Source organism: Micromonospora sp. NPDC005298 (assembly GCF_040607375.1).
Classification (GTDB): domain Bacteria; phylum Actinomycetota; class Actinomycetes; order Mycobacteriales; family Micromonosporaceae; genus Micromonospora.
The window spans coordinates 1-25,395 of sequence record NZ_JBEXGP010000034.1 but is presented as its reverse complement, the minus strand read 5'-3'; the positions used below and the strand labels follow the sequence as shown (position 1 = coordinate 25,395).

Sequence of the window (25,395 nt, the reverse complement as noted above, 5' to 3'; positions counted from 1 at the left end):
ACTCCTCAGCTGTGCGGCACGTCGATGTCGGCGTCGGTCAGGGCGGCGGCGCCCGGTGTCCCGTCGTGTACCGCGCGAATCGCCGCGAGGTTGGCGGCGGCGTCCCGGGTGACCGGGTGGGCACGGCCGAGGTAACCCAGGGCGGTCCCGTGCGCGTCCTCCTGCGTCGACAGCGCGGTGTCCAGGTCACCGCGGGCGGCCAGGTGCCCGGCCTGGGCGGTCGCCGCCGCCACCGTCCACGGGTGGGCGTCGCCGAGCGTCGCCCGCAGCGAACGCAGGCCGCGCTCGCCGTACGAGACGGCCTGGTCGTACTCCCCCAGACCGCGCTGGAACAGGCCCAGGTTGACCGAGCAGACCGCGGTGAGGGGGTGCCCCGCCGCCAGTTTGCGTTCGTAGCCGCGCAGGCAGCGCATGGCGCTCTTCACGGCGATCACGGCGTCGCCGGCCCGGTAGTAGTCGGCCGCCAGGCTGAGCAGGCTGCCCCGGGTCAGCGGGTGGTCCTCGCCCAGGTTCTTGACATATCCGCTGTACGTCTCGGCGCTGCGCTTCTTCGCCGGGATGATCAGGCCGAGGCGGCGCTCGGTGACGGCGAGACTGCGGTTGACCCGCAGCTCGTCCAGGAGGCTGCCGGTGGGCAGCTCGTGGATGCGGGCGAGCGCCTCGCGCAGGGTGGCAAGCGATCGGTCGTACTCGCCGACCTCCCGCTCGCACGTGCCGACCTGGCACGACGCCCGCCAGGTCCGCGGGTCCTCGGGACCGAACAGCAGCATCCGGCGGTCCCGTTCCTGGCGGGCCAGCCGCAGCGCCTCCGGCGCGTCGCCGTTGAGCAGGAACGAGATGCCGAGATTGTTCACCGCCATCCGGGTGTTCGGGTGATCGTCGCCGACCAGGCCACGGAAGCCCTCGAAGGTGGCCTGGTCCTCGACCAGGGCGTCCTCGAATCGACCGAGGCCGCGCAGGTCACCGCCGCGACCGCGGCCGGCGACCAGGGTACGGAAGTGGCGTAGACCGTAGCGGCGGCGCTGCTCGCTGAGCACCCGCTCGTCGAGCCGCAACGCCGTCTGGTGGTTGCCCAGCGCCCGGTGCAGGTTCGCGGTCTGGACGAACAGACGCATCGTCAACTGGTCGACCTCGTCGCCGCGGTCCCACCGCTCACAGGTCGCCGAGGCCAGCAGCAGCGCCGAACGCCAGACGTCGCTGTCGTTCGACAGGTACAGGTGACGGATCTGCTTGACGACCCAGTGCCGGACCCGCCGGTCGTCGGACTCCAGGGCGCCGGAGGGGACGAGGTGCTGCTGCAACTCGGCGAAGACGTCGGCGTAGCGGCCGTCGTCGGCCTCCGGATCGGTCGGTGCGTAGCCGGCGAGGCCCCGCAGGACCTGCCGGTGCCGCTCGCACCGCTCCGGCTCCGGTACGGCCCCCCGCAGCAGCACCTGGATGGCCCGGTGCATACGCAGCGCCGACCCGCGCCCCCAGTCGACGTCGTAGAGCGCGAAGCGCGCGCCGACGGTGAGGACGAGGTCCACCTCGCCGGCGTCGAGCAGCAGCTCGTCCGCGTCCCTGCCGGATGCCGCGGCGAGTTGGGTCAGCATCGAGGTGGACCGCAGCAGCGGCAGCCCGATGCCCTCCGGGGAGAGGAAGGCGCTCAGTTCGGCCAGCCGGATGGCCAGGTCCCCGAAGGGGGTGGCGCGCAGCGCCTCCAGCGTGATCCGCAGGACCCGGGCCACGCTTGACGTGTGCGAGCCGGGGATGCTCTCCCCGAGGTCCTCGTCGGACTGCCGTTCCAGCGCGGTCAGCAGCTCCCGGACGCTCTGGCCCACCGCCTCCAGGGCAGGCACCCCGCCGAGCCCGAGCACCAGGGCGCGTTGGCGCATCCACGCCGTCGCCAGGCGCAGGGCCAGCGGCAGGTGCTCCAGCGCCACCGCGATCGACCGGGCGTCCTCGGTGCTGATGCCGAGGACCCGGCGCAGCATCGCCACGCTCTCGTCGCCGGTCAGGGCGGCGACCTCCTGCGGGGAGGGCAGGCCGGACGAGCCGTCGTCCCGGGAGGTGATCAGGACGTGTCCGGCGCCCTCGTGCGGCCACAGGCCGGTCAGCACCTCGGCGTCGTCGGCGTTGTCGTAGATCAGCAGCCAGCGCTGGAAGGCGCCGTCGCCGGCCGAGAGCGCCTTCAGCGCCGCCTCGGCCGCCCCGGTGCTGTCCACCGCCTTGATCTCGTCGGCGAGCGCGCCGAGCCCGGTCTGCACCGTCTCCCGGTCCTGTGCGGGGATCCACCAGACCACGTCGTAGTCGTAGGCGAACCGGTGGGCGTACTCGCGGGCCAGCTCGCTCTTGCCGACCCCGGCCCCGCCGGTGAGCGTCACCGGGCCGTTCTCGCTTGTGAGATGGTCGCGCAACCACTCCAGGTAGCCGTCGCGGCCGACGAACGACGGGTTGCGGGCCGGCACGTTGAAGCGCACCCGCCGGTCCGGGTCCGCCGGGAAACGTGGCACGTTGCGCTGGCCGCCGGCGGGATGCGCGGGAGCGATCAGGCCGAGCTGGCTCAGCAGCAGCGACTGCGCCCGGACCGCGTCGGCCCCGCGCAGGTCGACGACCCGCTCGGGGCCGGACAGTTCCCGCCACTCCTCCCCGGCCACCAGCACGCCGAGCACCTCCGCCGACACCTCGGCGGAACCCGTACGCAGCCCGGCCAGGTCCGGCCCGGCCGCCTCCGCGAGGCTGGGCGAGAGGACCGCCAGCACGATGGCGTCCGCCGCGAGGTCGGACTGCCCGCCGCGACGCACCGGCCGCAGGTGGGGCCGGATTCCGGCGCGGCGCAACAGCCCGCCGATCCAGTCCGCCCAGGGCCGGTCGACCGGGTCGTACGCCACAGCGATGTCGCCGAGGTTGTCCGCCTGTTCCAGGAGCACGGCGCGCCGGTAGTGCCCCCGGATCGTGTCCGGCACGGGCGCCGCCCGGGTCACCTCGCCCCCGGTGATCCACTCCGTGATCCGCTCGTACGCGGCGAGCGGACTGTTCGGGTCGTGCGGGTCGTCTCCGAGGACGGACAGCACGTCCTCGAAGGTGTCGTAGTTGTGCGCCGGCACCTCCACGATCCCCGTCGGCGCGGGGCCGTCGGCGTCACCCGCCGACTCCTCCAGCAGCCAGGCGAAGGCCTGTCGGACGTAGTCCCGGGACCCGCCGTGCCCGGGATCGGGGACCTCGTGCAGGGTCGGCGCCGCGAGCACCCGGATCCCGCCGATGGCCCGTTGCTGCAACTCCTTGGCGAGCCCCGCCGCGTGCTGCACGGACAACCGACGGGGTGCCATGCACACCACCGCGACGTCGCTGAGCACCGCGCTGTGGGTGATCCCTGGCGCGCTCAGGTCCACCGGGGCGTCGATGAGGACGTAGTCGTAGTCGGCCTGTTGCAGCAGTTGGCGGATCCGGGCGGCCTCCCCGGTCGGCAGCCCGTCGGTGGCGGCGCCGAGACCGACCATGTCGAACGTGGCGGTCGAGCCGGACACCGCGTACCGGTAGATGGTGCCCTGCTCGGGCGCGACCGACGCGATCACCGTCGAGGACGGCACCGGCGGGGTGTCCGGGGCGGGGGTGAGCACGGCGGCGAGGTCGTCGCCGAGCGTCCGGGCCGCCGCGGCGGCGTCCACCTGGACCGGACGCAGGAAGTCGTACACCCGGGGGGTCTTGGGGCACCAGTCGACGGCGAGCACCTTCCTGCCGTTGCCGGCGAGGATCCAGGCGACGTTCGCCACCGCGCTGCTACGGCCGGTGTCGTCGGCGGGTGACACGAACGAGACGATCGTGGCGACCCCCGGTGTCCCATCCCTGCTGATGTTCATCGGTCTCCCCCGGCCCGGGCGGTGGTGCGGGTCGCCGGCGTCACCGCGGCGCCCGTGGGGTCAGTCGTCGCCATCGAGGGCGCTCTCGAAGCCTGCGTACTGGTCACCGGCGGCGGCACGGCGGTCGAGCCGCGCCAGGGCGGCGACGAGGACACCGCCGGGGAGGGCGTCCAGTTCGGCACGGTCCAGGTCGGTCAGGTCGATCAACTCCGAGCGGAGGTCGTCCTCTCCGGTGTCCATCCCCGACCACCGCCTGTCCTCGTGTCGCGCCGCGCCCCGGCCGGCCCACCGCCGGGCCAGACATTGACCGGTGGCCAAATTCGCTGAGTGTGCTCATGATAACCGTGCGCCGCCTCCCCGGCGGACACCCGGACGGCGGCCGGACCAGGTACGACGGGTCCAGCCCGGCGCCGGCCGGTCAGCGGCGGCACCCGGAACGTCGCCTGTCGATGTATGCTCCACTCTGGTAGGTGGCCCGACCGGCGACCGACAGGACGGCGGAGCGTCTGATGCCCGGACCCGTTGGCGGCCACCGGCCGGCACCCGGCACGGCGGCCCGCTCCGCGCCACCGGGGCCCACCGCCGCGTTCTGCCAGTTCGTGGTGAAGCTGCACAGCCGCTGCGACCTGGCCTGCGACCACTGCTACGTGTACACGATGGCCGACCAGCGCTGGCGTTCCCGGCCCCGGACGATGTCGGCGGCGACCCTGGCACGCACCGGTGAGCGCATCGGCGAACACGCCCGCCGGCACCGGCTGGGCCGGGTGAGCGTCGTCCTGCACGGCGGCGAGCCGCTGCTGGCCGGGGTGGCGGACGTCGAACGCGCCGTCGAACTGCTGCGGCACGGCGCCGCCCCGGTGCCCGCGCGGATGACCGTGCAGACCAACGGCCTCCGCCTGGACGACTCGTTCCTGCGTCTGTTCGACCGGCTCGACGTGGGGGTCAGCGTGAGCCTCGACGGCGACCGCGCGGCGCACGACCGGCACCGGCGGGGGCCGGACGGTCGCGGCAGCCACGCGCGCGTCGAGGCCGCCCTGCACCGGCTGACCGGGTCGTACCGGCGGTTGTTCAACGGCCTGCTGTGCACCGTCGACCTGCGCAACGATCCGGTCGCCACCTACCGCAGCCTGCTGGCCCACCGCCCGCCGGTGGTGGATTTCCTGCTGCCGCACGGCACCTGGTCGACGCCACCCGCCGGTCGCACCGCCGACCTGCGGCAGGCCCCGTACGCGGACTGGCTGTGCGCCGTCTTCGACGAGTGGTACGCCGACGGCGGGCAACCGACCCGGGTCCGGCTCTTCGACGAGATCATCCAGCTTCTGCTCGGCGGGTCGTCCCGCCTGGCCGGCGTGGGGCTCAGCCCGGTCGCGGTGGCGGTCGTGGAGACCGACGGGGCCATCGAGATGGACGACACGCTCGGCGCCGCCCACGCCGGCGCCGGACGCACCGGCCTGCACGTCGACCGGGACACCTTCGACGCCGCCCTGGAGCAGCCCGGCGTCCGGGCCCAGCAGGCCGGGGTGGCCGGGCTCTGCGCGCGGTGCCGGGGCTGCGACCTGCACCGGATCTGCGGTGGCGGCCTGTACACGCACCGGTGGCGCGCCGACAACGGCTTCGACAACCCGTCGGTGTACTGCGCCGACCTGTACCGGCTCATCGGCCACATCCGCGGCGCCCTGCGCCGGGACGTGACGGCACTGCGGGCGGTGCCCCGATGACACCGGTCGGGCACCGGCTGCCCCGGGCCGTCCTCGACGCCCTCGCCACGGGCGGAGGCGGGCCGGCCGCCGTCGACCTGCTGCGCTCCACCCAGCATAGCAAGAACCTGCTCCTGATCCGGGCGCTCGTCGTCCTCACCCACCGGGTGGACCATCCGGACCGGGCGGCCGTCGAGGCGGCGTACCGGCTGGTGGGTGACCTCGACCGGAGCCAGCGCCAGGCGGCGTGGGGCCACCCGCCGGTGGCGGCCTGGGCCTTCGGCACCGCGTCGCTGCTGAGCCGGGGCGAACCCGCCGGGGCGTACCCCGGTCTGCTCGCGGCGGTCGCCGCCGCCGCGGCCGTGCGGGCCCGCGCGGACGCCGACCTGGACGTGCCCCTCGACCCGGCCACGCCGGGCCGGCTGGACCTGCCCGGCCTGGGCACCCTGCGGGTCGACCGCACGGCGACCCGCGCCCGCGTGCGCTGCGCCGACGGGCGCGCGGAGGTGCGCTGCGCCGGGGAGCGGATCGAGATCGGGTACGACCACACGCCCGAGCACCGCTGGCGGCCCTACCCGGAGCTGCGGGCCAGCCATGGTGGGCTCGCTCTGCGGCTGCTGCTGGACACCGGCACGTGGCGGCACGTGCCGCTGGCGGTCGGGACCGGCGCCCATCCGATCGCCGGTTCCGTCCGCGACCCAGGCCGCTGGCAGCACCGACTGCGCGGGGCGTGGCGGCTGCTCGTCGACGAGCACCGGACGGTCGCCGAGGAGGTGTCGGTGGCGCTGCGCGCGCTGGCGCCGCTCAGCCCACCCCGGGCCGGGGTCCGCAGCGGCACGCTGCACCACGGCTTCGGCGCGGTGGCGATGTCCCTCCCACCGGACTCCCGCTCCGCGGCGGTCACCCTCGCCCACGAGGTCCAACACCTGAAGCTGGCCGCGCTGACCGACCTGTTCCCGCTTGTGGAGCCCGGCCCGGCCGAGTCGTTCTACGCGCCGTGGCGGCCCGATCCCCGGCCGCTCGAAGGCCTCCTGCACGGCGCGTACGCGCACCTGGGGGTGGCCGGTTTCTGGCGTCGCCAACGGCTCGTCGACCACGACCGGGCGGCCCGCCACCACGCCGGGGTCGAGTTCGTCAGGTGGACCCGCGCCGTCGGACAGACCCTGCGGGTGCTGGCCGCGCAGCCACGCCTGACCCCCGTCGGCCGACGCCTCGTCGACGGCATGACACCCGTCGTCGACAGGTGGGCGCGGGAAGCCGTGGCCCCCGACGCGGCGGCCGACGCCGGGCGGCTGCTCGCCGCGCACCGCGCCCACTGGGACCGGGAGCGGGCCGGGGCACGACCGTCGTGACAGCGAGGCTTGCCGATCTCCTCTAGGCTGGCGGCATGGGGGACGCTAACGGGCAGCCCACCCGCCGCGAGTGCTTCGTCATCGCTCCGATCGGCCCGGAGGGCTCCGAGATCCGCCGCCGCAGCGACCAGATCCTCAAGCACGTCATCCGCCCGGTCGTCGAGGCGCGGGGCTTCCAGGCGATCCGGGGTGACGAGATCGAACGGGCCGGCCTCATCACCTCACAGGTGCTCGACCGGATCATCCAGAACGACCTGGTCATCGCCGACCTCACCGACCAGAACGCCAACGTCTTCTACGAGTTGGCGGTCCGCCACGCGCTGCGCAAGCCGTTCGTGCAGCTCATGGCGAAGGACCAGCAGCTCCCGTTCGACGTGCAGGGCATGCGCACGATCCTGGTCGACCACACCGACCTCGACAGCGTGCACTCCGCCAAGGAACAGCTGGGCCGCGCCATCGACTCGATAACCACCGACGCGGACATCGTCACCCCGATGTCGGTCGCCCTCACCCTGCAGGACCTGCGCGGCTCGTCGAGCCCGCACGAGACCGGCCTGTCGCAGGTCATCGAGACGCTGCCGCAGATGATGGACATCCTCCAGGACCTGCAACGGCACATGGGCACCGCCGCCCCCGCCGAACCCTCCGAGGCGGACGACCACCGACGGCTGCGCGGCCTCATCATGTCGCTGACCGACCGTGGGGTGGTGACCGAAGAGGACCTCACCGGCCTGCTCGGCGGGGCCAGCAGCAAGTTCGACAAATGGGTCCAGCGCCTCATCCAGCGCTCGAACGGCGCCGGCTAGCCGTCCTGGCCCGCCAGGGTGAGGCGTCCCTCCTGGTCGTGTCGCAGCCGGCCGCTGGTCAGGGCCACGTGCAGCCCGTACCGGAGGAGCTTGTCGATCTTCTCGGTGCGCCGTCGGTAGCCGAGCCGTTCCAGGCCGGCACGCAGCAACCGCTCCTCGTCCATGCCCGGTACGCCCTTCAGGACGTGCACGAGGGCGTTCGCGACCTCCTCGGGCGGCACCTCCTCGAAGGCCCGGTCACCGCTGGCCTGGGTGACCCGGTACGCGCGGTAGGTGCGCGGGTCGACACCGTCCGGCCAGGCGTACCCGCCGAGGGTCGGGTGCGTGTACAGCCGGCGGGCGTCGACGAGGGCGAGTACGGCGGTGCGGCGGTCCTCGCGGGTGCGCAGGAAACCGAACCGGGCGAGCGCCAGCCGGGCGAGGCGGTGCTGCTCGACGGGACCCTCCGCCTCGATGATGTCGTGCAGCGCGTCGCGCAGCAGAGCGCGCACGCGCTGGTCGGTGGCGAGCAGGTCGAGGTCGGTCTGGTCGCCGAGCGGCGTCGGGACGTACGGAACGAACGGGCTCGCCGTGATGGCGCCGGGTGCTGTCGCCGCGACGGTGACCGTGTGCGGTGCGGACGCCGGCGCGAGTGCGGTGACGGATGTCGGCGACGGACCCGGAAGGGGCGCCTCGTCGGCGTCGGGACGTGACTGCGGCACCTCGGGCGGTGCCGGCTCGACGCGTTGGCGCGGCGGCGTGATGTCGAGGTGCGGCGGCGCGGTCCCCGCCGGGTCGGTCTCCGGTTGGACCGCCGGAGGGTCCGCAGCTCGGGTGAGCGCCTCGTCGACCCGGTCGAGCAGGGCCGACCGGTCGTGGATCCACGCCGGCAGCCAGAACCGCACCACCTCCGACCAGCCCATGATGGACCGGAGCAGCGCGGGCGCGGAGTCCCGGTCGGCAACCGTCGGGCGGGCACTCCAGTCCGGGCCGTCGAGCATGACGGCCACCTGCCACCGGGGCGCCCCGGGCGTGCGTACCGCGATGTCCACAGTGAAGTCGGACAGGCCGTGCGAGGTACGGACCTCGTGGCCACGCTGGCGCAGCGCCGCCGCCACCTCGTCGCGGATCCGGCTACGCCGTTCGGCCCGGTCGACCGTCAGGTCCCCGAGCCGGTCCACGCCGGCCGCGGCCATCTCGCAGTACGCCCGCAGGTGCTGCGTGCCCAGCGCGGAGGTCCGGGACAGGTCGATGTCCGACGGGTCGAACGACGAGTAGAGGACGACCTGGCGGCGGGCGCGGGTGACGGCCACGTTGAGCCGCCGTTCACCGCCGGCCTGGCTGAGTGGGCCGAAGTTCAGCGGAAGCTGGCCGGTCTCCGGGTTGGTGGAGAAGGCCAGGGAGAACAGGACCACGTCCCGCTCGTCGCCCTGCACGTTCTCCAGGTTCTTCACGAAGATCGGTTCCGCGACCGCGCCGGAGAGCTGCTCGCGGATGATCGGGTCGGTGCTCTCCTCCAGCAGGTTGAGGATGAGGTCGCGCTGCTGGATGTTGAAGGTGACCACGCCGATCGACTGGCTGGCGGTCGCCGGGTCGTGCAGGCGCCGCGTGATGTCCGCGAGGATCGCCCGCGCCTCCACGTCGTTGGTCCGTGCGCCGCCGCGGTCGTACCGGCCGTCGACGCGCCGCCAGGTGACACCGGCGGTGCCGCTGGCGCCGGGCGACGGGAGGCTGGAGAGTTTGTTGTCGTAGTAGTAGCGGTTGGAGAACGCGATGAGGGACTCGTCGTGGCTGCGGTAGTGCCAGGACAGCCAGCGCTGCGGCAGCCCGGACTCGACGGCCTCGCTGAGGATGCTCTCCAGGTCCTCCGGCACCGGGCCGTCGCCGTCGTCGACCTCGTCGACGGTGTGGCTGGCCTGCATGATGCTGCTGGGTGGCATCTGCCGGGAGTCGCCGACCACCACCACGGCGCTGCCCCGACCCATCGCGCCGATCGCCTCGGCCACCCGGATCTGCGACGCCTCGTCGAAGATGACCAGGTCGAAGCGTCGACTCCCCGGTGCCAGGAAGTTCGCCGCCGACGCCGGACTGACCAGCACGCACGGGGTCAGCGCGAGCACGGCGTCCGGGTACTGCTCGAACAGCTCCCGGAAGGACCGCCCGCCCCGCTTGCGGCGAAGCTCCGCGGCGAACTCGGCGAACCGGCCCCGCCTGTCGGTCGGGCTGAACGGGCGACGGGCGACCAGCACCGACGGTAGCTGCGTCGGCAGCGTGGACCGCAGCTCGCCGGCCGCCGCCTCGAACTGGCTGATCTCGTCGTCGTGCAGCTCCGGGTCGAAGTACCGCAGGCGGCCCGCGTGTACCCGTTCGGCCAGCGACGCGGCAGCGACGCCCCGGCGGTACACCTCCTCGGCGATCCGCGCGGGCACCTCGTCGCGCAGCAGTTGGTCCCGGTAGTCGGTGAGGCCGGCCGAGGCGAGCACGTCGGCGTGGGCCAGGACGGTCGCCCACCGGCGCAGCGGAAACAGCTCCTCGGCCCGCACCTCGTCCAGCCACACCGCGCCGTCGCGTTGCCAGGCGTCGACCCAGTGGACGCCGGCCGCCCACCGGGTCAACTCCGGCCCGGCCGAGCGCAACACCCCGCGCCAGGCGCGCCAGCGGGAGGCGACCCGGTCGAGCAGGGCCGCGTCGACGTCGGTGATCCCGCGATCGAACAGCTCCCAGGCCAGAGGGTGCCGAGCCAGGAGTGTCCGCCCGGTCCTGGTCGCCTCGACCGCCTCCGCGAGGCGTTCCCGCGCGTCCGGATCGGTGGGCTGCCACGCCGGCAACCGCAACCCGCCCAGCGCCACCGACCGCTGCTGGAGGGCCGCCGCCTGGGCCTGGGCGGCGACGAGCCGACCGACGGTCACCTCCACCTGGTCGGTGTCGAGCGTCGCGCCGGCGACCAGGTGCACCGCAAGCCGGTCCACGATGGCCTGCCGCCGTTTGCGTTTGCCGAACAGCCGCTTCGCCACCGCCTGCGCCTCGGCGTGCCAGATGGGCAGCTCCGGGCGGGCGAAGACGTCCGCGCGGAAACTCGCCAGCTCACCGGCGAACCCCTCCCGGAAGGCCGCCAGGTCCGCCTGGAACCGGTTGGCCGCGTCGTCCCACGGCCCGTCGGCGGCCCGCAGGGTGGCCTCCCGGTCCGGCAGCATCCGGCGTACGGCGAGCCAGGCGCCCGCCTGCAACTCGCCGACCGCCTCCGGGTCGGGCAACGTCCGCAACAGATCCAGCAGGTACGGGTGGTCGGCGACGTCGACCCGCAGCGTCTCCAGTTCGGCGGCGACCTCGGTGACGGCGGCGCCGTGCAACCCGTCGAGGCTGCGGCACCCGCTCAGCGCCCACGGGTGCGCGGCCCTCAGCCGAGCCGACCGGGCGGCCGCCGGGAACTCCCGCAGGGTCGTCTCGACCCGCGCGCGTGCCTCGGCCGGTGCGTGCAGGTAGGCCACCGGGATCGGGGCGACCGGGCCGTCCCCGTACGCCAGGGTCTGCTCGTAGGCCGACCAGAGCGACATCCCGGCGGGGTTCGTGGTGTGCACCTGCGTCGGGTACTCGGCCAACGGGGCGAGCCGCGTCCGGTAGGCCGTCTCCACCGCCGTCCACGTGCCGTCCCCGCCGTGGTCCTGCTGGTCGAGGGCGTCGCGCAACTGCTGGCGGATCGCGTTGAGGGACTGCTTGCGCCCGTGCAGGTCGAGGGCGAACGGACCGAGACCGACCTGCCTGAGGCGGCGCTTCACCACCTCCAACGCGGCCTGCTTCTCGGCGACGAACAGCACCGACCGGCCGGCGGCGACCGCTCGGGCGATCATGTTGGTGATGGTCTGCGACTTGCCGGTGCCGGGCGGCCCCTCCAGGACGAAGGAGTGGCCGCGCTCCGCGCGCACGATGGCCTGCATCTGCGAGCCGTCGGCGGGAATCGGCAGGTGCAGGTCCGCCTCGTCGACGAGCACCTCGGCGTCGTCCGGCCGGGCCGGGTCGTCGAACGTGGCGCCGGAGGACTCGACCAGGTGCCGGACGACCGGGTTCTCCAGGAACCGGGGCCAGTGATCGGTGAGGTCCCGCCACATCTGGAAGGTGGAGAACTGCAGCAGCCGCAGGCTCGCCGTCTCGTCGATGCGGTAGTCGAGCCGGTTGTCGACCAGGCCGGTGTTGATCGCGGCGAGCGTCTTGGCGACGTCGATGCCGTGCCCGTCGAGGACCGGCCGTTCCAACTCAGGGATCCGGACGCCGTGCTTGACCCGCAGCCACTCGACCAGGCAGTGGTTGGGGCTGGCGACCTCGGTGCCGTCGATGACCATCGCGTACGGGCGACGGCCGGTGCCGCCCTCGATGCGTACCGGCAGGAGGAACAGCGGCGCGTACGCCTCTCCCCCGGTGCTCCTGGTGTGCACGAGCGTGCCGATGGTCAGGTAGAGGTAGTTGCTGCCGGTCTCCTGCTCCATCGTGCGCGCGTCGCGTTGCAGCGCCCGCATGGCGGTCTTGTAGCGCGCTTCGGTGACCGCGCCGTAGACGCGACGGTCCGTGCCCAGTTCACGGGTCAGGATCTCGGCGTCGAGGTCCTGCGCCCGACGTGCCCCGGCCAGCTCGTGCACGTGGCTGATGTCGTCCTGCGGGATGACCTGCACCTGCCTGCCGTCGTGGATCAGGTCGTCCAGCAGCGGCAACGCGCCCGCCGGCACGTGCAGGTCCAGGCCCCGACCCCGCTTGGGCAGGTTGAGCAGCGGATTGCGCAGGCTCAGGTCGAGAAGCGACTTCTTCCACTGCTGGATGCGCGCCGGCGAGCCGTCGGACTGCTGCGCCACCTCGTCTCCGTCGTCGGCGAGCTGCCGCAGCTTCGCGGCGGCGACGCCGGGCGGCAGATCGAGCGACGCGCCTGTCGTGCTTGTCGCCTCGGCACCCGCCGCGGCGGGCGTCACCGGTTCGTCGGTCGACGGCAGCGGTCGGATCCCCGAGCGGTGGGCCAGGTGCACATCGACGAGACCCTGGACGCGCTCACCGTCGCCGCGGAAGTGGCCGAGCCCCACCCGCACCGCCTCGGTGAACGTCGCCGACTGGGCGCCCGGCCCGATGCGTGTCAACTCGACAGGCACCGCCCGACCGGAGTCGACCATCGAGATCAGCAGGTTGGTCTCGGTCACCGCGGCCGCGCCCAGCCGCTCCTCCTCCAGCAGGAAGCCTCCGAACGCGTGCCCCTCGCTGATGAAGATGAGCGGGTGCAGACCCGCCGCCTCCAGACACGCGGCGTACGTGACGGCCAGGTCGAGGCAGTTGCCGAGTCGGCCGTCCAGCACCGCGGCTGTCGTCCGTACCTTCTGGCCGGTGTTCTCGAACGACGCCGGCAGGGTCTGATAGGTGATCTCCAGTTGGCGCAGCGCCTCGTACACCGCGCCGGCGATCAGCGCCGCCCGCTCCGAACCCTCCTGGTAGCCCTGCAACGAGCCGGAGCCGGTCCGCGCGAGCAGGATCTGAGCAGCCGCCCGCAGGACCGCGTCGACCGCCCGGGTGTTCGGCTGCACGAAGGCGGCGAGAGTGTCGTACAGGGCGGGGCTGTTGAACCACTCGTTGTGCGCCAACACCCTGGACGGGGCGACCAGCCGCAGTGCCTCCCCCTGCGCCTGCACCCGGAGGATGTAGTCGACCGGGAACGCCTCGTCGGCGCGGTACAGCAGCGTTCGGTCCGGCGTGAAGTCCCGGAAGTCGTCCCAACTCGTGCTCGCCCCCGCTCGCAACGGCGCGGTGAGCGTACGCGTCCACGGCTCGGTGAGCGAGCCGTCCGGGCCGCGCAGCTCCAGCGTCACCGTCACGTCGGCCAGCTCGCCCGCACCCCGGTTGACCAGGGTGAGATGCCGGACCAGCGGCACCCGGTTGTGCACCAGGGCGGCGTTGATCGCCGGCTGCACGATCAGCCCGACTTCGAGCTGGTCGTCGTCGGCGGTGAACTGCGCGAAGACGCTGTCGGACATGGGCGTTTCTCCAGGTGACGAGACCAGGGAGAGCCAGCCTATCGGTGACCCGTACGGCGGAGAGGGCCCCGGCCATACAACGACTCTGGGCCCCGTACGTCCGAAGCAGTACATGCCGTGCACGACGAGGCACCCGGCACCACCTCGCTGATGGTCAAGGCAAGGGAAACGACGGGGATCAAGGCTGCACACGCAACGCCACCGGTTGATAACGTATCGATGCTTCTGCTTGCCGCCCAGCGGCGGCAGCCCCAGGGGAGGATAGGCATGTGGGCGCACCACCCGGCGTTCGCCGCAGCGGAACGACATCTCGACAAGGACGTTGAACACCATCCCTCCGCGCACACCGCCCGGGCAGTCGCAGACCAGCACCGGGCCCCAACGGCGTCCCGTGGCCACGCCATGCCGCTGGTTGATGGAGCGCGTCGGCGCTGGTGACGCCCAATCCGCTCGCCGCTGCCGCAGCCGACACCTCACCCAGCGCATGGGCCGGTATCTGGCTCTACGAGGACATTGAACTGATCGCCCAGGGCGTCCGCACCGGCAGTTGGATCGACGGCAGCCTCGGCGTCGTCAGCGCCGGTCTGGACGCCCTCGCCTTCGTCTCCGACCCCGCCAGCGCCCTGCTCCAGTACGGCATCGCCTGGCTCATCGAACACGTCAAACCCCTCAGCGAGGCCCTCGACTGGCTCGCCGGCGACCCGGCGCAGATCGCCGCACACGCCGAAACCTGGCACAACGTCGCCAGATCGCTCCGCGAGGAAGCCGCCACCCTCGCCCGCACCGACGTAGCTGCTTGGAGCGGAGCGGCCGCAACCGCCTATCGCGCCTGGACGACCGAGCAACAACAAGCCATCGTCGGGCTCGCGCTCTGCGCCGACACCATGGCCGCCATCACCGAAGGCGTCGCCGGCCTCGTCGCCGCCGTCCGACTCCTCGTCCGCGACGCCATCGCCACCTGCGTCTCCCGCCTCATCGTCTACGCCGCCGAACTCCTCGCCACCGGCGGACTGGCCACACCACTGGTCGTGCAGCAGGCCACCGCGACTGTTGCGTCATGGGGGGCGCGGATCGCACGACTGCTGCGCGGACTGCTTGCCAGCCTGCGACGGCTGGTACCGGAGATCCGCCGACTCGGCGACGTCATCGACAAGCTCAAGCAGGCGCTCGGGCGACTCCGCAAGCAGTCGCCGGACCCACAGCGGGCTGACGGCCCCGAACCGACCAAGCTCCCGAACGACCCCGAACGACCGGACTTCACTGAAGCCGAGATAGACCAGAGAAAGATCACCGCCTACGCCATGAACCCGGACCATCCTGTCGGCAGGAACAAGTATCGCGTCATCAACTCCGCGACCGGCCTCGGCCCGGACGACGCCGACGTGATCGTGCAGCAAATCCGCGAAGGTGTCCGTGCGGGCACGCCTCTGCCCGGCAAGACGGACGAGTTCGGCGAACGGTTGTCCGTGGACCTTCCCCTGACCGGGCCCGGTGGCACGATCACCGTCCGGACAGCCTGGATACTGGAGAACGGAGCATCCGCACCTCGGATGGTGACCATCTCGTTCCCGCCCAAGGAAGGATGACGTGGTGGAGCTGTATGACGTAGTGGAGCTCAAGGAAGCCATTCCGGGAGAACAACTGCCCGCAGGCGCGGTGGGAACGATTGTTCACATCTTCAGTGCCCCCTCGACCGCCTACGAAGTCGAGTTCACCGACGCCGATGGCCGCACCGTCACCATGATCACGCTCCGGCCCGACCAGGTGATTCGCCGCGACGTGTAGTGGGGTGAGGCGCAGTTCCAGCGCGTCGCGCTCCGGTGACCGCGTGGGCACCAAACGCCGGGTGCCAATCCAGCGCCGGTTGACGTAGCGAGAAGATGCCCCGTCCCGGAGACCCTGGAGGTCCTAGCCGCGCGCCCACTCCGGCGGTGGCACCACGACGAGCTGACGGCGAGATCCCGCTCGTTCTGCCCGGTGGCTTCGGCGAGCTCGCTGTCACCGGTGAGGATCCAGCCGAACTCCTCGTCCTGGTCCGGCGGCGTGAACATGGCGACCGGCCGGGGATCGTCCACCGACCGGTCCTTGATCCGACCCACGTACACGGACTCGGGGGCGATGCCGTAATCCTGGTGCAGGTGCCGGCGCAGCGCGTCCGCGGGCAACTCTGCCTCGAAGTGGATCTGGTACAGCACCTCGGCTCCCGGTAGCTCGTGTGACGACGTCCGCCGTGAGAGTCTGCCGCCTCCGGAAGCTGAGTTGCCGAGCAACTGCCGTTTGTCCAACTGGTTGGGCGGCCTGCGATGCTCCCTGCCATGGATGACTTGACGGATCGCGTGCGGGCATTCGCCCAGGCGCGGGAATGGCAGCAGTTCCACACGCCCAAGAACCTGGTCATGGCCCTCGCTGGGGAGGTCGGCGAGCTGATTGCCGAATTCCAGTGGTTGACACCTGAGGAGGCCTCGGCAGTCATGAACGACCCGGATGCCGGTAGCCGGGTGAGGGCCGAGATCGGCGACGTAATGATCTATCTGACCAGGCTCGCCGACGTGCTCGGCGTCGACCTGACCGAAGCCGCCCTGACGAAACTGGACGATTCGGCGCGCCGCTATCCCGTGGAACAGGTTCGCGGATCCGCGGCAAAACGGTAGTCAGGAAGCGTTGTCGAGCATGGCGTTGAGTTGATCTCTTCGCTACAGTCCTTGCCGTAGGAGCGCGTCACGACGGGCTTCCGGCGATTGCCGGACACGCCCCCCATGCGCACGATCACTTCGTGCTGCCCGGGGGCAAGTGTTGTCAGCGTTCCGCACGTCCGCCGATGGTCTGCTGCGCCTGGCTGGCGCCGGCATGCTCGTAGATCGAATCGTGGAGCAGCTCGGCCACGATGTGAGCCCGGCGGAGCGCCGTTCCTGGTCACGCAGCCTTGACGTGCTGGGGCAGGATCTCGTCGATGCCGGTCTCGGACAGGTGGAGATGCTGGTCGAGTACCAGCTCCCGCTGACAAGCAAGCGGGTCGACGTTGTGCTCGCAGGAGTTGACCCGAGAACATCCGACGACTCCTACGTCGTCGTGGAGTTGAAACAATGGTCCTACGCCGAATCCTACGAGGGCGCTGAGAACCTTGTGGCTGTGGAGCGCGTGCGCGGCGCGCGGTTGCATCCCGGCGTTCAGGTCGAACTTTACTGCGAGTACCTGACGGACTTTCTCGGCGTCCTCGCCGAGCACCGGAATCCGGTGCGGGGTGTGGCGTACCTGCACAACGCCGTGGACCGTGACATCAGTGACCTGTTCGACCGCCGGGCGACCGAGCAGAGCCGAATCTTCACCAAGCAGCGGCGCGGCCAGTTCCAGGATTACCTACGCACCCATCTGGCTCCCACGTCAGGGGCCGGCGCCGCAGACCGCTTCCTCACCAGCTCTGTTCGGCCCAGCAGGCACCTGCTGAGGTACGCCGCGCAGGAACTGAAGGACCGTTCGCACTTCACGTTGCTGGATGAGCAGCGCGTGGCGTACGAGTTGGTCCTGCACGCGGTCGAGCGCGCCCGGTCGGCGGACCGGAAATCGGTCGTGGTCGTGTCGGGTGGACCGGGCAGCGGTAAGAGCGTCATCGCCCTGTCGGTGCTCGGCGAGTTGGCGCGCCAGAACCGCTCCGTCATGCACGCGACGGGCTCGCGGTCGTTCACCCAGACCCTGCGCCGATACGCCGGCAAGGGATCGACCCGACTGAAGAACCTGTTCGGCTACTTCAACAGCTTCATGTCCGCCGAGCGCAATGGTCTGGACGTCCTGCTCTGCGACGAGGCGCACCGCATCCGGGAGACTTCCGTCAACCGCTTCACGCCGCGGACCAAGCGGGACAAGGCTCGCACGCAGATCGACGAGTTGATCGCCGCTGCCCGGGTGCCGGTCTTCCTGCTCGATGAGCACCAGGTGGTGAAGCCGGGCGAGTTGGGCAATGTCGACGTCATCTCGTCCTACGCGAGGCAGCTCAACCTGGATGTCGAGGTGGTGTCTCTGCACAGCCAGTTCCGCTGCGGCGGCAGCGAGGCGTACGAGCAGTGGGTTGTCGACCTGCTCGGCCTCGAGGGTGGCGAACCGTCGGTCTGGACCGGTGACGGGAGGGTCGACCTTCGTCTCGCGGAGTCACCCGCGGAGCTGGAGGCATTCCTCGCTGGGAAGCAGGCATCCGGCGTGACGGCGCGAATGTCCGCAGGATACTGCTGGCCCTGGAGCGATCCGCGCCCGGACGACAGCCTGGTGCCGGAAGTGCGGGTCGGTGGCTGGTCCCGGCCCTGGAACGTCAAGAGTGACCGCAGCGTGGGGGACGCGCCGGGCAGCGCGTTCTGGGCCACCGACCCGAACGGTTTCGGGCAGGTGGGCTGCGTCTACACAGCCCAGGGCTTCGAGTACGACTGGTCGGGCGTCATCATGGGGCCCGACCTGGTCGCCCGGGAAGGTCGCCTGGTGGCGCGGCGCGAGGAGTCGAAGGACCCGGCGTTCCGCAATCGCAAGTCGGTCAGCGATGCCGAAGCGGACCTGCTGATCCGCAACACCTACAAGGTCCTGCTGACCCGCGGCATGCAGGGCACGATCGTCTACTCCACCGATCCGGAGACACGGGAGTATCTCGCCTCGCTGGTCAAGGTGATCAGGCCAGTCGAGACGGTCTACGAGACGGCCGACGACGACCTGCGCTGATCCTCCGGTGCGCCCCGCGACGGGACGACGTAGCACGCGGGCGCGAGGTAGGTGTCGGGCCTTGGTAGCGGCCACGCGTTCAGCATCGCGCCTCCGCCAACGTCCCGCGGGTAGGGTCCGATCATGACGATTCCCCACCTGACGGCCGCTGACGGCACGACTCTGCCGGCGATCGGGCTCGGCACGTACCAGCTGAACGGCTCGGCGGGAGTCGACGCGATCGGTCAGGCGATCCGGGCGGGCTACCGGCTGATCGACTCGGCGGTGAACTACGAGAATGAGGGCGCGGTGGGTCGGGCCGTCCGCGCGGCTGGTGGCCTCCGCGACGAGCTGGTCGTGACGTCGAAGCTGCCGGGGCGGCACCACCGCTTCGACGAGGCGTTGACCACCATCGAGGAGAGTGTGTTCCGTACCGGCCTCGACCGGGTCGACCTGTATCTGATCCACTGGCCGAACCCGAAGGTGGACCTGTACGTGCAGGCGTGGCGGGCGCTGATCGAGGCGCGCGAGCGTGGCCTGGTCCGGCACATCGGCCTGTCGAACTTCCTGCCCGAGCACATCGACCGGTTGGTGGCCGAGACCGGTGTAGCCCCGGTGGTCAACCAGATCGAGGTGCACCCGTACTTCCCGCAGCAGGAGGCGCTCGACTACCACCGGGAGCACGGGATCCTGGTGCAGGGCTGGAGCCCGCTCGGCCACGGCAACGACCTGCAACAGCACCCCACGATCGTGGAGATCGCGTCCGCCCACGGCGTCACCCCGGCGCAGACCATCCTCGCCTGGCACGTGGCCCGTCAGGTGATCCCGCTGCCCAAGGCGGCCTCCCCGCAGCGGCAGGTCGAGAACCTGGACGTCTTCGGCATCACGCTCACCGAAGCCGAGGTGGAGGCCATCACCGCCCTGGGCCGCCCCGACGGGCGGCTCGCGGACCAGGACCCGGCGGTGTACGAGGAGTTCTGACCGCCCGAGTCCGCTGGTGCGTACGTGACCGACGTGATGCCGGCGCACCGGCGGATGGTTCGGCCGCTTATGACTCCGAGGTATGAATATGCCTGTGAGTCATAAGGCTCAACCGGGCGGCCTGTCGACGGCAGATGGCCATAATCGGACCGTCCGGGAGCACCCCGACGTACCGTGAGGTCGTGTCGACCAGAGACGTACTCACCAAGGCTGACCTGGCCGAACTGCGCCGTTCAGCGCTCGGGACGGCCGATCCCCTGGGTGTCGCCGCGGATCTCGCCGAGGCCGTGGAGCAGGGCCGCCTGGAGGATCCGGACGACGCCGGCGACGCGCTGACGCTGGCTGCCGAGATCGCGGAGATCCGGGCGAGGCCGGATGCCGCGCTGCGGTACGCGGACCGGGCGTTGCAGGCGTACCCGTCGGGGGATGATCCTCGGGCCGGGGTGGCGCGGGCGTTGCGGGCGCGGGCCCTGTTCCGGGCGGGTGGTCGGGACGACGAGGCGATGGTGGAGCTGACGGCGCTGCGTCCGTTGCTGCTGACGCAGCCGGACGCGCCGGCGTACCTGAGCGCGGCGCTGGCCGCCGGTGGTCGCTCGGCGGTCGCGGAGACGTGGCTGAGCGAGGCGGTGGACAGCCTGCTCGGTGAGCGCGCCGGGGCGGGCGACCCGGAGGTCGGCCCGCCGGAGGCGCCGGGTGTCGCGTTCTTCCTGCTGCAACAGCGCCATCGGGTACGCCGGGACCTCAACCTGCCGCACGACCGGCAGGACGACCTGGCTGACCGGTTGGAGAACCAGCTCGTCCGTCGGGCGGCGGAGCGTCAGGGCGGCGATTCGGATCTGCTCCTGTGGCGCCGGGACGAGTTCGACCGTCTGCTCGCCGCGCACTCCGAGCTGACCGACGTGTACGGGCCGGACTGGGACGCGCACCGCGCCCGGCTGGAGAAGGCGCTGGTCCGGTTGGCGAGCGCCGGACGGACGGGGCTGGGCGTGTTCGCCGCGACGGTGGCCGGTTTGGAGGCGTTCGCCGGGCGCCGCGACGGGGATCCGTCCGATCCGGAGATCCGGGCCGGCTACGCGGCGGAGGTGGCGGCGCGGCCCAGCGCGCGGGTGCCCTGGCCGCCGGAGCGCAACGACGGCTGCTGGTGCGGTTCGGGTCTGAAGTACAAGAAGGACTGCCTGCCGCGGTCGCGCGGCTGAGGCTTTCGGTCAGCGTACGGCGGAACGACGCTGGTAGTGCCGGGCGACGCGGGCCCGGTTGCCGCAGGACGGCTTGCACCACTCCTGACGGGGGTGGTCCTTGACGAAGTAGCGGACGCAGCGCGGTGCGGGGCAGGCGCGCAACTCCGTGCGGGCGGGGCCGACGAGGAACTCGATGACGGCGCGGGCCAGCCCAGCGGTGAGCGCTAGGCGCGCGTCGGCCGCCTCGCCCTGCCAGGTGAGGGACGGCGCGCTCTCGTCGGGCCAGGTCAGCACCGGCCGCACCGGCATGGCGGCGGTGGCCTGGTTGAGCCGGTCGACCGCCTCCTGCGGGGCGAGCAGCGAGGACGAGTCGGCCCGGCTGGGCGGCCCGGGCCGGACCGCCCGGGCGAAGAGGGTACGGGCGGCACGGCGCACCGCCACCACGTCGAGGCGGGTCCGCTCGTCGCCGTGGATCGGGCACCCGCCGACGTACTCCCGCAGGGGTTCGGCCTGCTCGCCGAGCCAGGCGGTCAGCCCGGCGACGTCGGCGAGGTCGTCGGCGACGCCGCCGTTGCCGTCGTGTCGGATGGTGCTGACCAGGGCGAGCGCGAGCTGGGCTGACATGCGCGTCCCTCTCGGTGGCGGCTTGTGCGGCGATGCGGGCAAGCGTACCGTCCCTAACGCCTTTGCGCGTCGCTATCCATTAGGGGGCCGTCATGCTGGTCGTCGCACACCTCAGTGACACCCACATCGACAGCCATCCCCGGTCGGCCGAACGCACCGCCCGGGTGATGGACCACCTGCATGCCCTGCCACGACCTGTCGACGCGATCCTGATCACCGGAGACGTCGCCGACCACGGCGAGATCACCGAGTACGGGACGGCCGCGAAACTCTTCGACTCCCCACTGCCGGTCCTGGTCTGCCCCGGCAACCACGACGTGCGCGACGCGTACCGCAAGGGTCTGCTCGGCGACGACGGCGGCGGCGCCGGCCCGATCAACACCCGGCACGACGTGGCCGGCGCGGTCTTCCTCCTGGCCGACTCCTCCGTGCCGGGCGAGGACCACGGCCACCTGGACGAGGAGACCCTGGCGTGGCTCGCCGGCGAGCTGGGCTCGGTGCCTCCGGACACACCGACGTTCGTCGCGCTGCACCATCCGCCGGTCGAGCTGCACCACCCGGTCATCGACCCGATGCGGCTGCTGCCGGCCGAGCCGCTGGCCGAGCTGGTCAGCGCCCACCCGCAGGTCGTCGCCGTGCTGACCGGGCACTTCCACACCGCCGCGGCGAGCACCTTCGCCGGCCGTCCACTGCGGATCGCGCCGGGTGTGGTGTCCACCCTCCGGATGCCGTGGGAGGGCGACGGCCCGTTGACCACCCAGACCCAACCGCCAGGCGTCGCCTTCCACGTGTACGACGACGGGTTGCTCACCAGCCACTACCGGGTGGTGGTCTGAGCGTGCGGGCGGTTGCCGTGCTCGGTTTCCTGGTCGCCGTCGCGCCGATCACCGCCACTCCGGGCGCGAGCCTGACGCTCGTCGTCACGCGGGTCACCACCGGCGGGCGGCGGCAGGGGTGGTGGGTGATCCTGGGTACGATCACCGGCCTCTACGTGCACGCAGTCCTGGCCGCCGTCGGGCTGGCCGCGCTGGTGCTCCGCTCGTCGCAGGCGTTCCTGGTCGTCAAACTCGTCGGTGCGGCCTATCTCGTCGGGCTCGGCGGCTGGCTGCTCTGGTCCGCGTCCCGCCGACCCCGGGTCCCGGGATCACCACCGGTGGTGCCTGCCCGGAGGCTGCCCTGGCGCGTCGACCACCCGTACCTTCAGGGGCTGCTGGGCAACGTGCTGAACCCCAAGGCCGCCGCCATCTACCTCACCTTGGCACCGCAGTTCCTCGAACCGGGCCGACCGGTGCTGGCGCCGATGGTGCTGCTCGCCACGGCACATGCCGCGCTGCACACGTGCTGGCTCGCCGGCTGGACCGTCGTCGCCGGCGCCGCCTCCCGGCTGCTGCGCAGGGCCACCGTCCGGCGAATGTTCGATCGGCTCGCCGGCGTGGTCCTGCTCGGTCTCGGTGTCCGCTCGGCGGTGACCTGACGCCGGGTGACAGGCCGGGCCGGTACCGATACGGTCCATGTCTGGATCATCAAGGTCCGTCATCCCCCTGAGGAGAGCCGATGTTCGAGGAGTTCATGGGCATCCCCGCCCACCCTCTCGTGCTGCACGCCGCGGTCGTGTTCGTGCCGCTGCTGGCGCTCCTGACCGTCGCGTACGCGCTCGTCGCGCCGATCCGGTCGCACACGCGCTGGGTGCTGGGGCTGCTCGCTCTGGGTGCGCCGCTCGCCGCGCTGCTGGCGAAGCTCACCGGTGACGCCTTCTTCGAGCGGATGCGCTCCGCCAACCGGGTCACCCCGGAGTTCGTGCCGAAGCTGGAGGCGCACCAGGACTTCGGTGACCTCACCCTCTACGCCACGATCGGGCTGGCGGTCGTCGCGTTGGCGCTGGTCCGGTTCGTACCGCCGCGCACCGCCGAGGGCGTCCACACCGGTCGGGCGTTGACCGTGGCGTTGCAGGTGCTGTCGGTCGTCGCCGCCGGCATCGCCGTCTACTACGTGATCCGTACCGGCGACTCCGGCGCGAAGGCGGTCTGGGAGGGCCAGTGACGACGGGGTACGCCCGGACGCCACGGTGGAACGAGAGGCGTCCCCGATCCGAGGGGATCGACGGATCGCACGCCCGCACCTAGCATGACGACGAATGATCTTCGAGTTCGTCCCCGCCGACACCCCGGCAGCCAGCCCGACCGAAGGGAGACGCGCATGCGTCGACCCCGCCATCTGGCACTACTGAGCGTCGGCCTGTCCGGCGCCCTGGTGCTCAGCGCAGCACCGACCGCGACGGCGGCCCCGCCCGCGGCCACCACGCCCACCGGCATCGTGGTCGCCGACGGCATGACCCAACCGGTGTTCTCGCTCGCCGACGCCATCGAGGAGCGGGTGTTCGTCCAGACCCCCGTGGACAGCGACCACGACGGCCGACCCGACCGGGTCGCGATCGACATCTCCCGACCCCGGGAGACCGCCACGCAGGGCTTCAAGGTGCCGGTCATCTTCGAGCACAGCCCGTACCGCAAGGGCACCTGGGACGAGGTGCCGTACCCGAGCGTGCTGGTCGACGACCTGCCGCAGAACGGCCTGACCCACCGGTCCGGCCTGCGGGGCCTCGACGCGGCCACCCAGCGCGCCCAGGCCAAGGCCAACCTGCCGGGCTCGCTCGACGACTACTACGTGCCGCGCGGGTACGCGGTGGTGCTCGGACAGAGCATCGGCACCGGCGACTCGGACGGCTGCCCCACCAGCGGCGACCAGGCCGAGACGCTCGGCACCAAGGCCGTCATCGACTGGCTCAACGGCCGGGCCAAGGGGTACGACGCGAACGGCGCCCCGGTCACCGCCGGCTGGACCACCGGCGCGGTCGGCATGACCGGCGTCTCCTACAACGGGACGCTGCCCAACCAGGTGGCCACCACCGGGGTCAAGGGACTGAAGACCATCGTGCCGGTCTCCGCGATCAGCAGCTGGTACGACTACTACCGGGCCAACGGCCTGGTCGTCGCACCCGGAGGGTTCCAGGGTGAGGACCTCGACGTCCTGGCCCAGTACACGGCCGGACAGGCCCGGGCCGAGGGGACCTGCGCCGACGAACTCGCGAAGATCACCGAGGAGCAGGACCGGGTCAGCGGCGACTACTCGACGTTCTGGCGGGACCGCGACTACCTCGACGCCCGCAACGTCAAGGCAAGCGTCTTCGTCGTACACGGCCTCAACGACTGGAACGTCAAGAGCGAGCACTTCACCGGCTGGTGGGAGCAGCTCGCCCGGCGCGACGTGCCGCGCAAGATCTGGCTGCACCAGGGCGGGCACGGCGGCCCCGGCAGCAGCGCGTCGGTGACCCTGCCCGACGGACGCATCTGGACGTACAAGCAGACCGAGAACCGCTGGTTCGACTTCTGGCTGTGGAACGTACAAAACGGCATCATGGACGAGCCGACCGCGGTCATCCAGCGCGAGGACCGGGCCTACACCACGTACGCCAACTGGCCCGACCCGGCGGCGCGCGAGGTCGCACTGAACTTCGCCGCCACCGACACCACCACCCCCGGCACGCTGACCACCGGCAAGCCGCCGAAGGCCAAGGTCGAGCAGCGCTTCGTCGACGAAGGCCGGGCGATCCCGCCGGCCACCCTCGTGTCCAACCCGGACACGGCGAGCGCCAACCGGCTCGCGTACGTCTCCCCCGCCCTGACCAGGGACGTCCGCTTCTCCGGCCGCCCCGAGATGCGGCTGCGGATGGCCATCGACAACAAGCCGGACGCCAACCTCACCGCGTACCTCGTCGACTACGGTCCCGCCGGGTCGACCGCCGCGCCCAGAGTGGTGACGCGCGGCTGGATGGACCCGCAGAACCGCAAGAGCGCCGACCGGATGTCGCCGGTACGGCAGGGCAAGCTGTACGACTACCGGTGGACCATGGAGCCGAAGGACTACATCGTCCCGGCCGGCCACCGGATCGGCGTAGTCGTGTTCTCCACCGACCAGGACTACACCCTGCTGCCGCTGGGCGGCACCGAACTGCGGGTCGCGCCGAACGACAGCGAGCTGCGGCTTCCGGTCGTCGGCGGGCGGAGCGCCCTCGGGTTCTGAGTACGCCGTCGCACCACAGGTGGGGCAGTCCGGGCATGTTTCGGGCTGCCCCATCCGCGCGTCCAGGTCCGGTCGCTGGCCGGCTCCCGGACGTGCCGCTCGCCCCCGTTACCTGTTCCGCGGCACCGGCCGGGGCGGCTCCCCCGCCACCACTCCCGCCGGACTGCGGATCGAACGCGC

Annotated in this window: 17 protein-coding genes; 13 read left to right on the top strand and 4 right to left on the bottom strand. The window is 71.8% G+C overall.

Going from position 1 to position 25,395, the window contains the following annotated elements; all coding sequences use genetic code 11:
* Positions 1-5 precede the first annotated feature (5 nt).
* Positions 6-3,839 (bottom strand): FxSxx-COOH system tetratricopeptide repeat protein, encoded by a 3,834-nt coding sequence (fxsT, locus tag ABZS77_RS28465; protein WP_354829122.1) that lies wholly within the window; start codon positions 3,837-3,839, stop codon positions 6-8.
* A 60-nt stretch (positions 3,840-3,899) separates the two neighbouring features.
* The gene (gene fxsA / locus ABZS77_RS28460) at positions 3,900-4,079 is read right to left on the bottom strand and encodes an FxSxx-COOH cyclophane-containing RiPP peptide (RefSeq protein WP_354829120.1); all 180 of its coding nucleotides are present in this window, start codon (positions 4,077-4,079) and stop codon (positions 3,900-3,902) included.
* 269 nt (positions 4,080-4,348) lie between these two features.
* Here fxsA and ABZS77_RS28455 point away from each other — a divergent pair, with 269 nt between their 5' ends.
* From ABZS77_RS28455 to ABZS77_RS28445, 3 genes are read left to right on the top strand one after another with little or no spacing between them, the layout of a single operon-like run.
* Entirely contained in the window at positions 4,349-5,557 is a 1,209-nt protein-coding gene (locus tag ABZS77_RS28455; protein WP_354829117.1) for an FxsB family cyclophane-forming radical SAM/SPASM peptide maturase, read from the top strand.
* On the top strand, positions 5,554-6,888 hold the full coding sequence (locus ABZS77_RS28450) for an HEXXH motif domain-containing protein (RefSeq protein ID WP_354829114.1): 1,335 nt from the start codon (positions 5,554-5,556) through the stop codon (positions 6,886-6,888). Before ABZS77_RS28455 ends, ABZS77_RS28450 begins: the two co-directional genes overlap by 4 nt.
* Before the next feature lie 35 nt (positions 6,889-6,923).
* Positions 6,924-7,694 carry a hypothetical protein gene (locus ABZS77_RS28445; protein WP_354829111.1) on the top strand — a complete coding sequence of 257 codons (771 nt, stop codon included), beginning with the start codon at positions 6,924-6,926 and terminating at the stop codon, positions 7,692-7,694.
* Here ABZS77_RS28445 and ABZS77_RS28440 read toward each other — a convergent pair.
* Positions 7,691-13,675, bottom strand: coding sequence for a DUF4011 domain-containing protein (locus tag ABZS77_RS28440; protein ID WP_354829109.1), 5,985 nt, complete (start codon positions 13,673-13,675; stop codon positions 7,691-7,693). The two genes, ABZS77_RS28445 and ABZS77_RS28440, sit on opposite strands and share 4 nt — an antisense overlap.
* Positions 13,676-14,109: 434 nt before the next feature.
* On the opposite strand from ABZS77_RS28440, the gene ABZS77_RS28435 reads away from it, so the two are divergent.
* The 6 genes from ABZS77_RS28435 to ABZS77_RS28410 all read left to right on the top strand — a co-directional run bounded on the left by ABZS77_RS28435 (position 14,110) and on the right by ABZS77_RS28410 (position 20,529).
* Positions 14,110-15,261: a DUF6883 domain-containing protein gene (locus ABZS77_RS28435; protein ID WP_354829107.1), complete on the top strand. Its 1,152-nt coding sequence runs from the start codon at positions 14,110-14,112 to the stop codon at positions 15,259-15,261.
* A gap of 4 nt (positions 15,262-15,265) precedes the next feature.
* A complete protein-coding gene (locus ABZS77_RS28430; protein WP_354829105.1) occupies positions 15,266-15,460 on the top strand; it encodes a DUF4926 domain-containing protein in 195 nt (64 codons plus the stop codon).
* Between the two features lie 530 nt (positions 15,461-15,990).
* Positions 15,991-16,326, top strand: a complete 336-nt coding sequence (locus ABZS77_RS28425) for a nucleotide pyrophosphohydrolase (RefSeq protein WP_354829103.1) — start codon at positions 15,991-15,993, stop codon at positions 16,324-16,326.
* A 142-nt stretch (positions 16,327-16,468) separates the two neighbouring features.
* Positions 16,469-18,373 carry a DUF2075 domain-containing protein gene (locus ABZS77_RS28420; RefSeq protein ID WP_354829100.1) on the top strand — a complete coding sequence of 635 codons (1,905 nt, stop codon included), beginning with the start codon at positions 16,469-16,471 and terminating at the stop codon, positions 18,371-18,373.
* 123 nt (positions 18,374-18,496) lie between these two features.
* The gene (locus tag ABZS77_RS28415) at positions 18,497-19,333 is read left to right on the top strand and encodes an aldo/keto reductase (protein WP_354829098.1); all 837 of its coding nucleotides are present in this window, start codon (positions 18,497-18,499) and stop codon (positions 19,331-19,333) included.
* Between the two features lie 182 nt (positions 19,334-19,515).
* A complete protein-coding gene (locus ABZS77_RS28410) occupies positions 19,516-20,529 on the top strand; it encodes an SEC-C domain-containing protein (RefSeq protein WP_354829095.1) in 1,014 nt (337 codons plus the stop codon).
* A gap of 9 nt (positions 20,530-20,538) precedes the next feature.
* Here the strand turns inward: ABZS77_RS28410 and ABZS77_RS28405 are convergent, their stop codons facing one another.
* Positions 20,539-21,135, bottom strand: coding sequence for a CGNR zinc finger domain-containing protein (locus tag ABZS77_RS28405; protein ID WP_354829092.1), 597 nt, complete (start codon positions 21,133-21,135; stop codon positions 20,539-20,541).
* A 92-nt stretch (positions 21,136-21,227) separates the two neighbouring features.
* On the opposite strand from ABZS77_RS28405, the gene ABZS77_RS28400 reads away from it, so the two are divergent.
* The 4 genes from ABZS77_RS28400 to ABZS77_RS28385 all read left to right on the top strand — a co-directional run bounded on the left by ABZS77_RS28400 (position 21,228) and on the right by ABZS77_RS28385 (position 25,215).
* Positions 21,228-21,971: a metallophosphoesterase gene (locus ABZS77_RS28400; protein WP_354829089.1), complete on the top strand. Its 744-nt coding sequence runs from the start codon at positions 21,228-21,230 to the stop codon at positions 21,969-21,971.
* Positions 21,972-21,973: 2 nt separating this feature from the next.
* On the top strand, positions 21,974-22,609 hold the full coding sequence (locus ABZS77_RS28395; protein WP_354829086.1) for a LysE family translocator: 636 nt from the start codon (positions 21,974-21,976) through the stop codon (positions 22,607-22,609).
* A gap of 80 nt (positions 22,610-22,689) precedes the next feature.
* Positions 22,690-23,175: a DUF2231 domain-containing protein gene (locus ABZS77_RS28390; RefSeq protein ID WP_354829083.1), complete on the top strand. Its 486-nt coding sequence runs from the start codon at positions 22,690-22,692 to the stop codon at positions 23,173-23,175.
* A gap of 156 nt (positions 23,176-23,331) precedes the next feature.
* Positions 23,332-25,215 carry a Xaa-Pro dipeptidyl-peptidase gene (locus tag ABZS77_RS28385; protein ID WP_354829080.1) on the top strand — a complete coding sequence of 628 codons (1,884 nt, stop codon included), beginning with the start codon at positions 23,332-23,334 and terminating at the stop codon, positions 25,213-25,215.
* Positions 25,216-25,395: the final 180 nt, after the last annotated feature.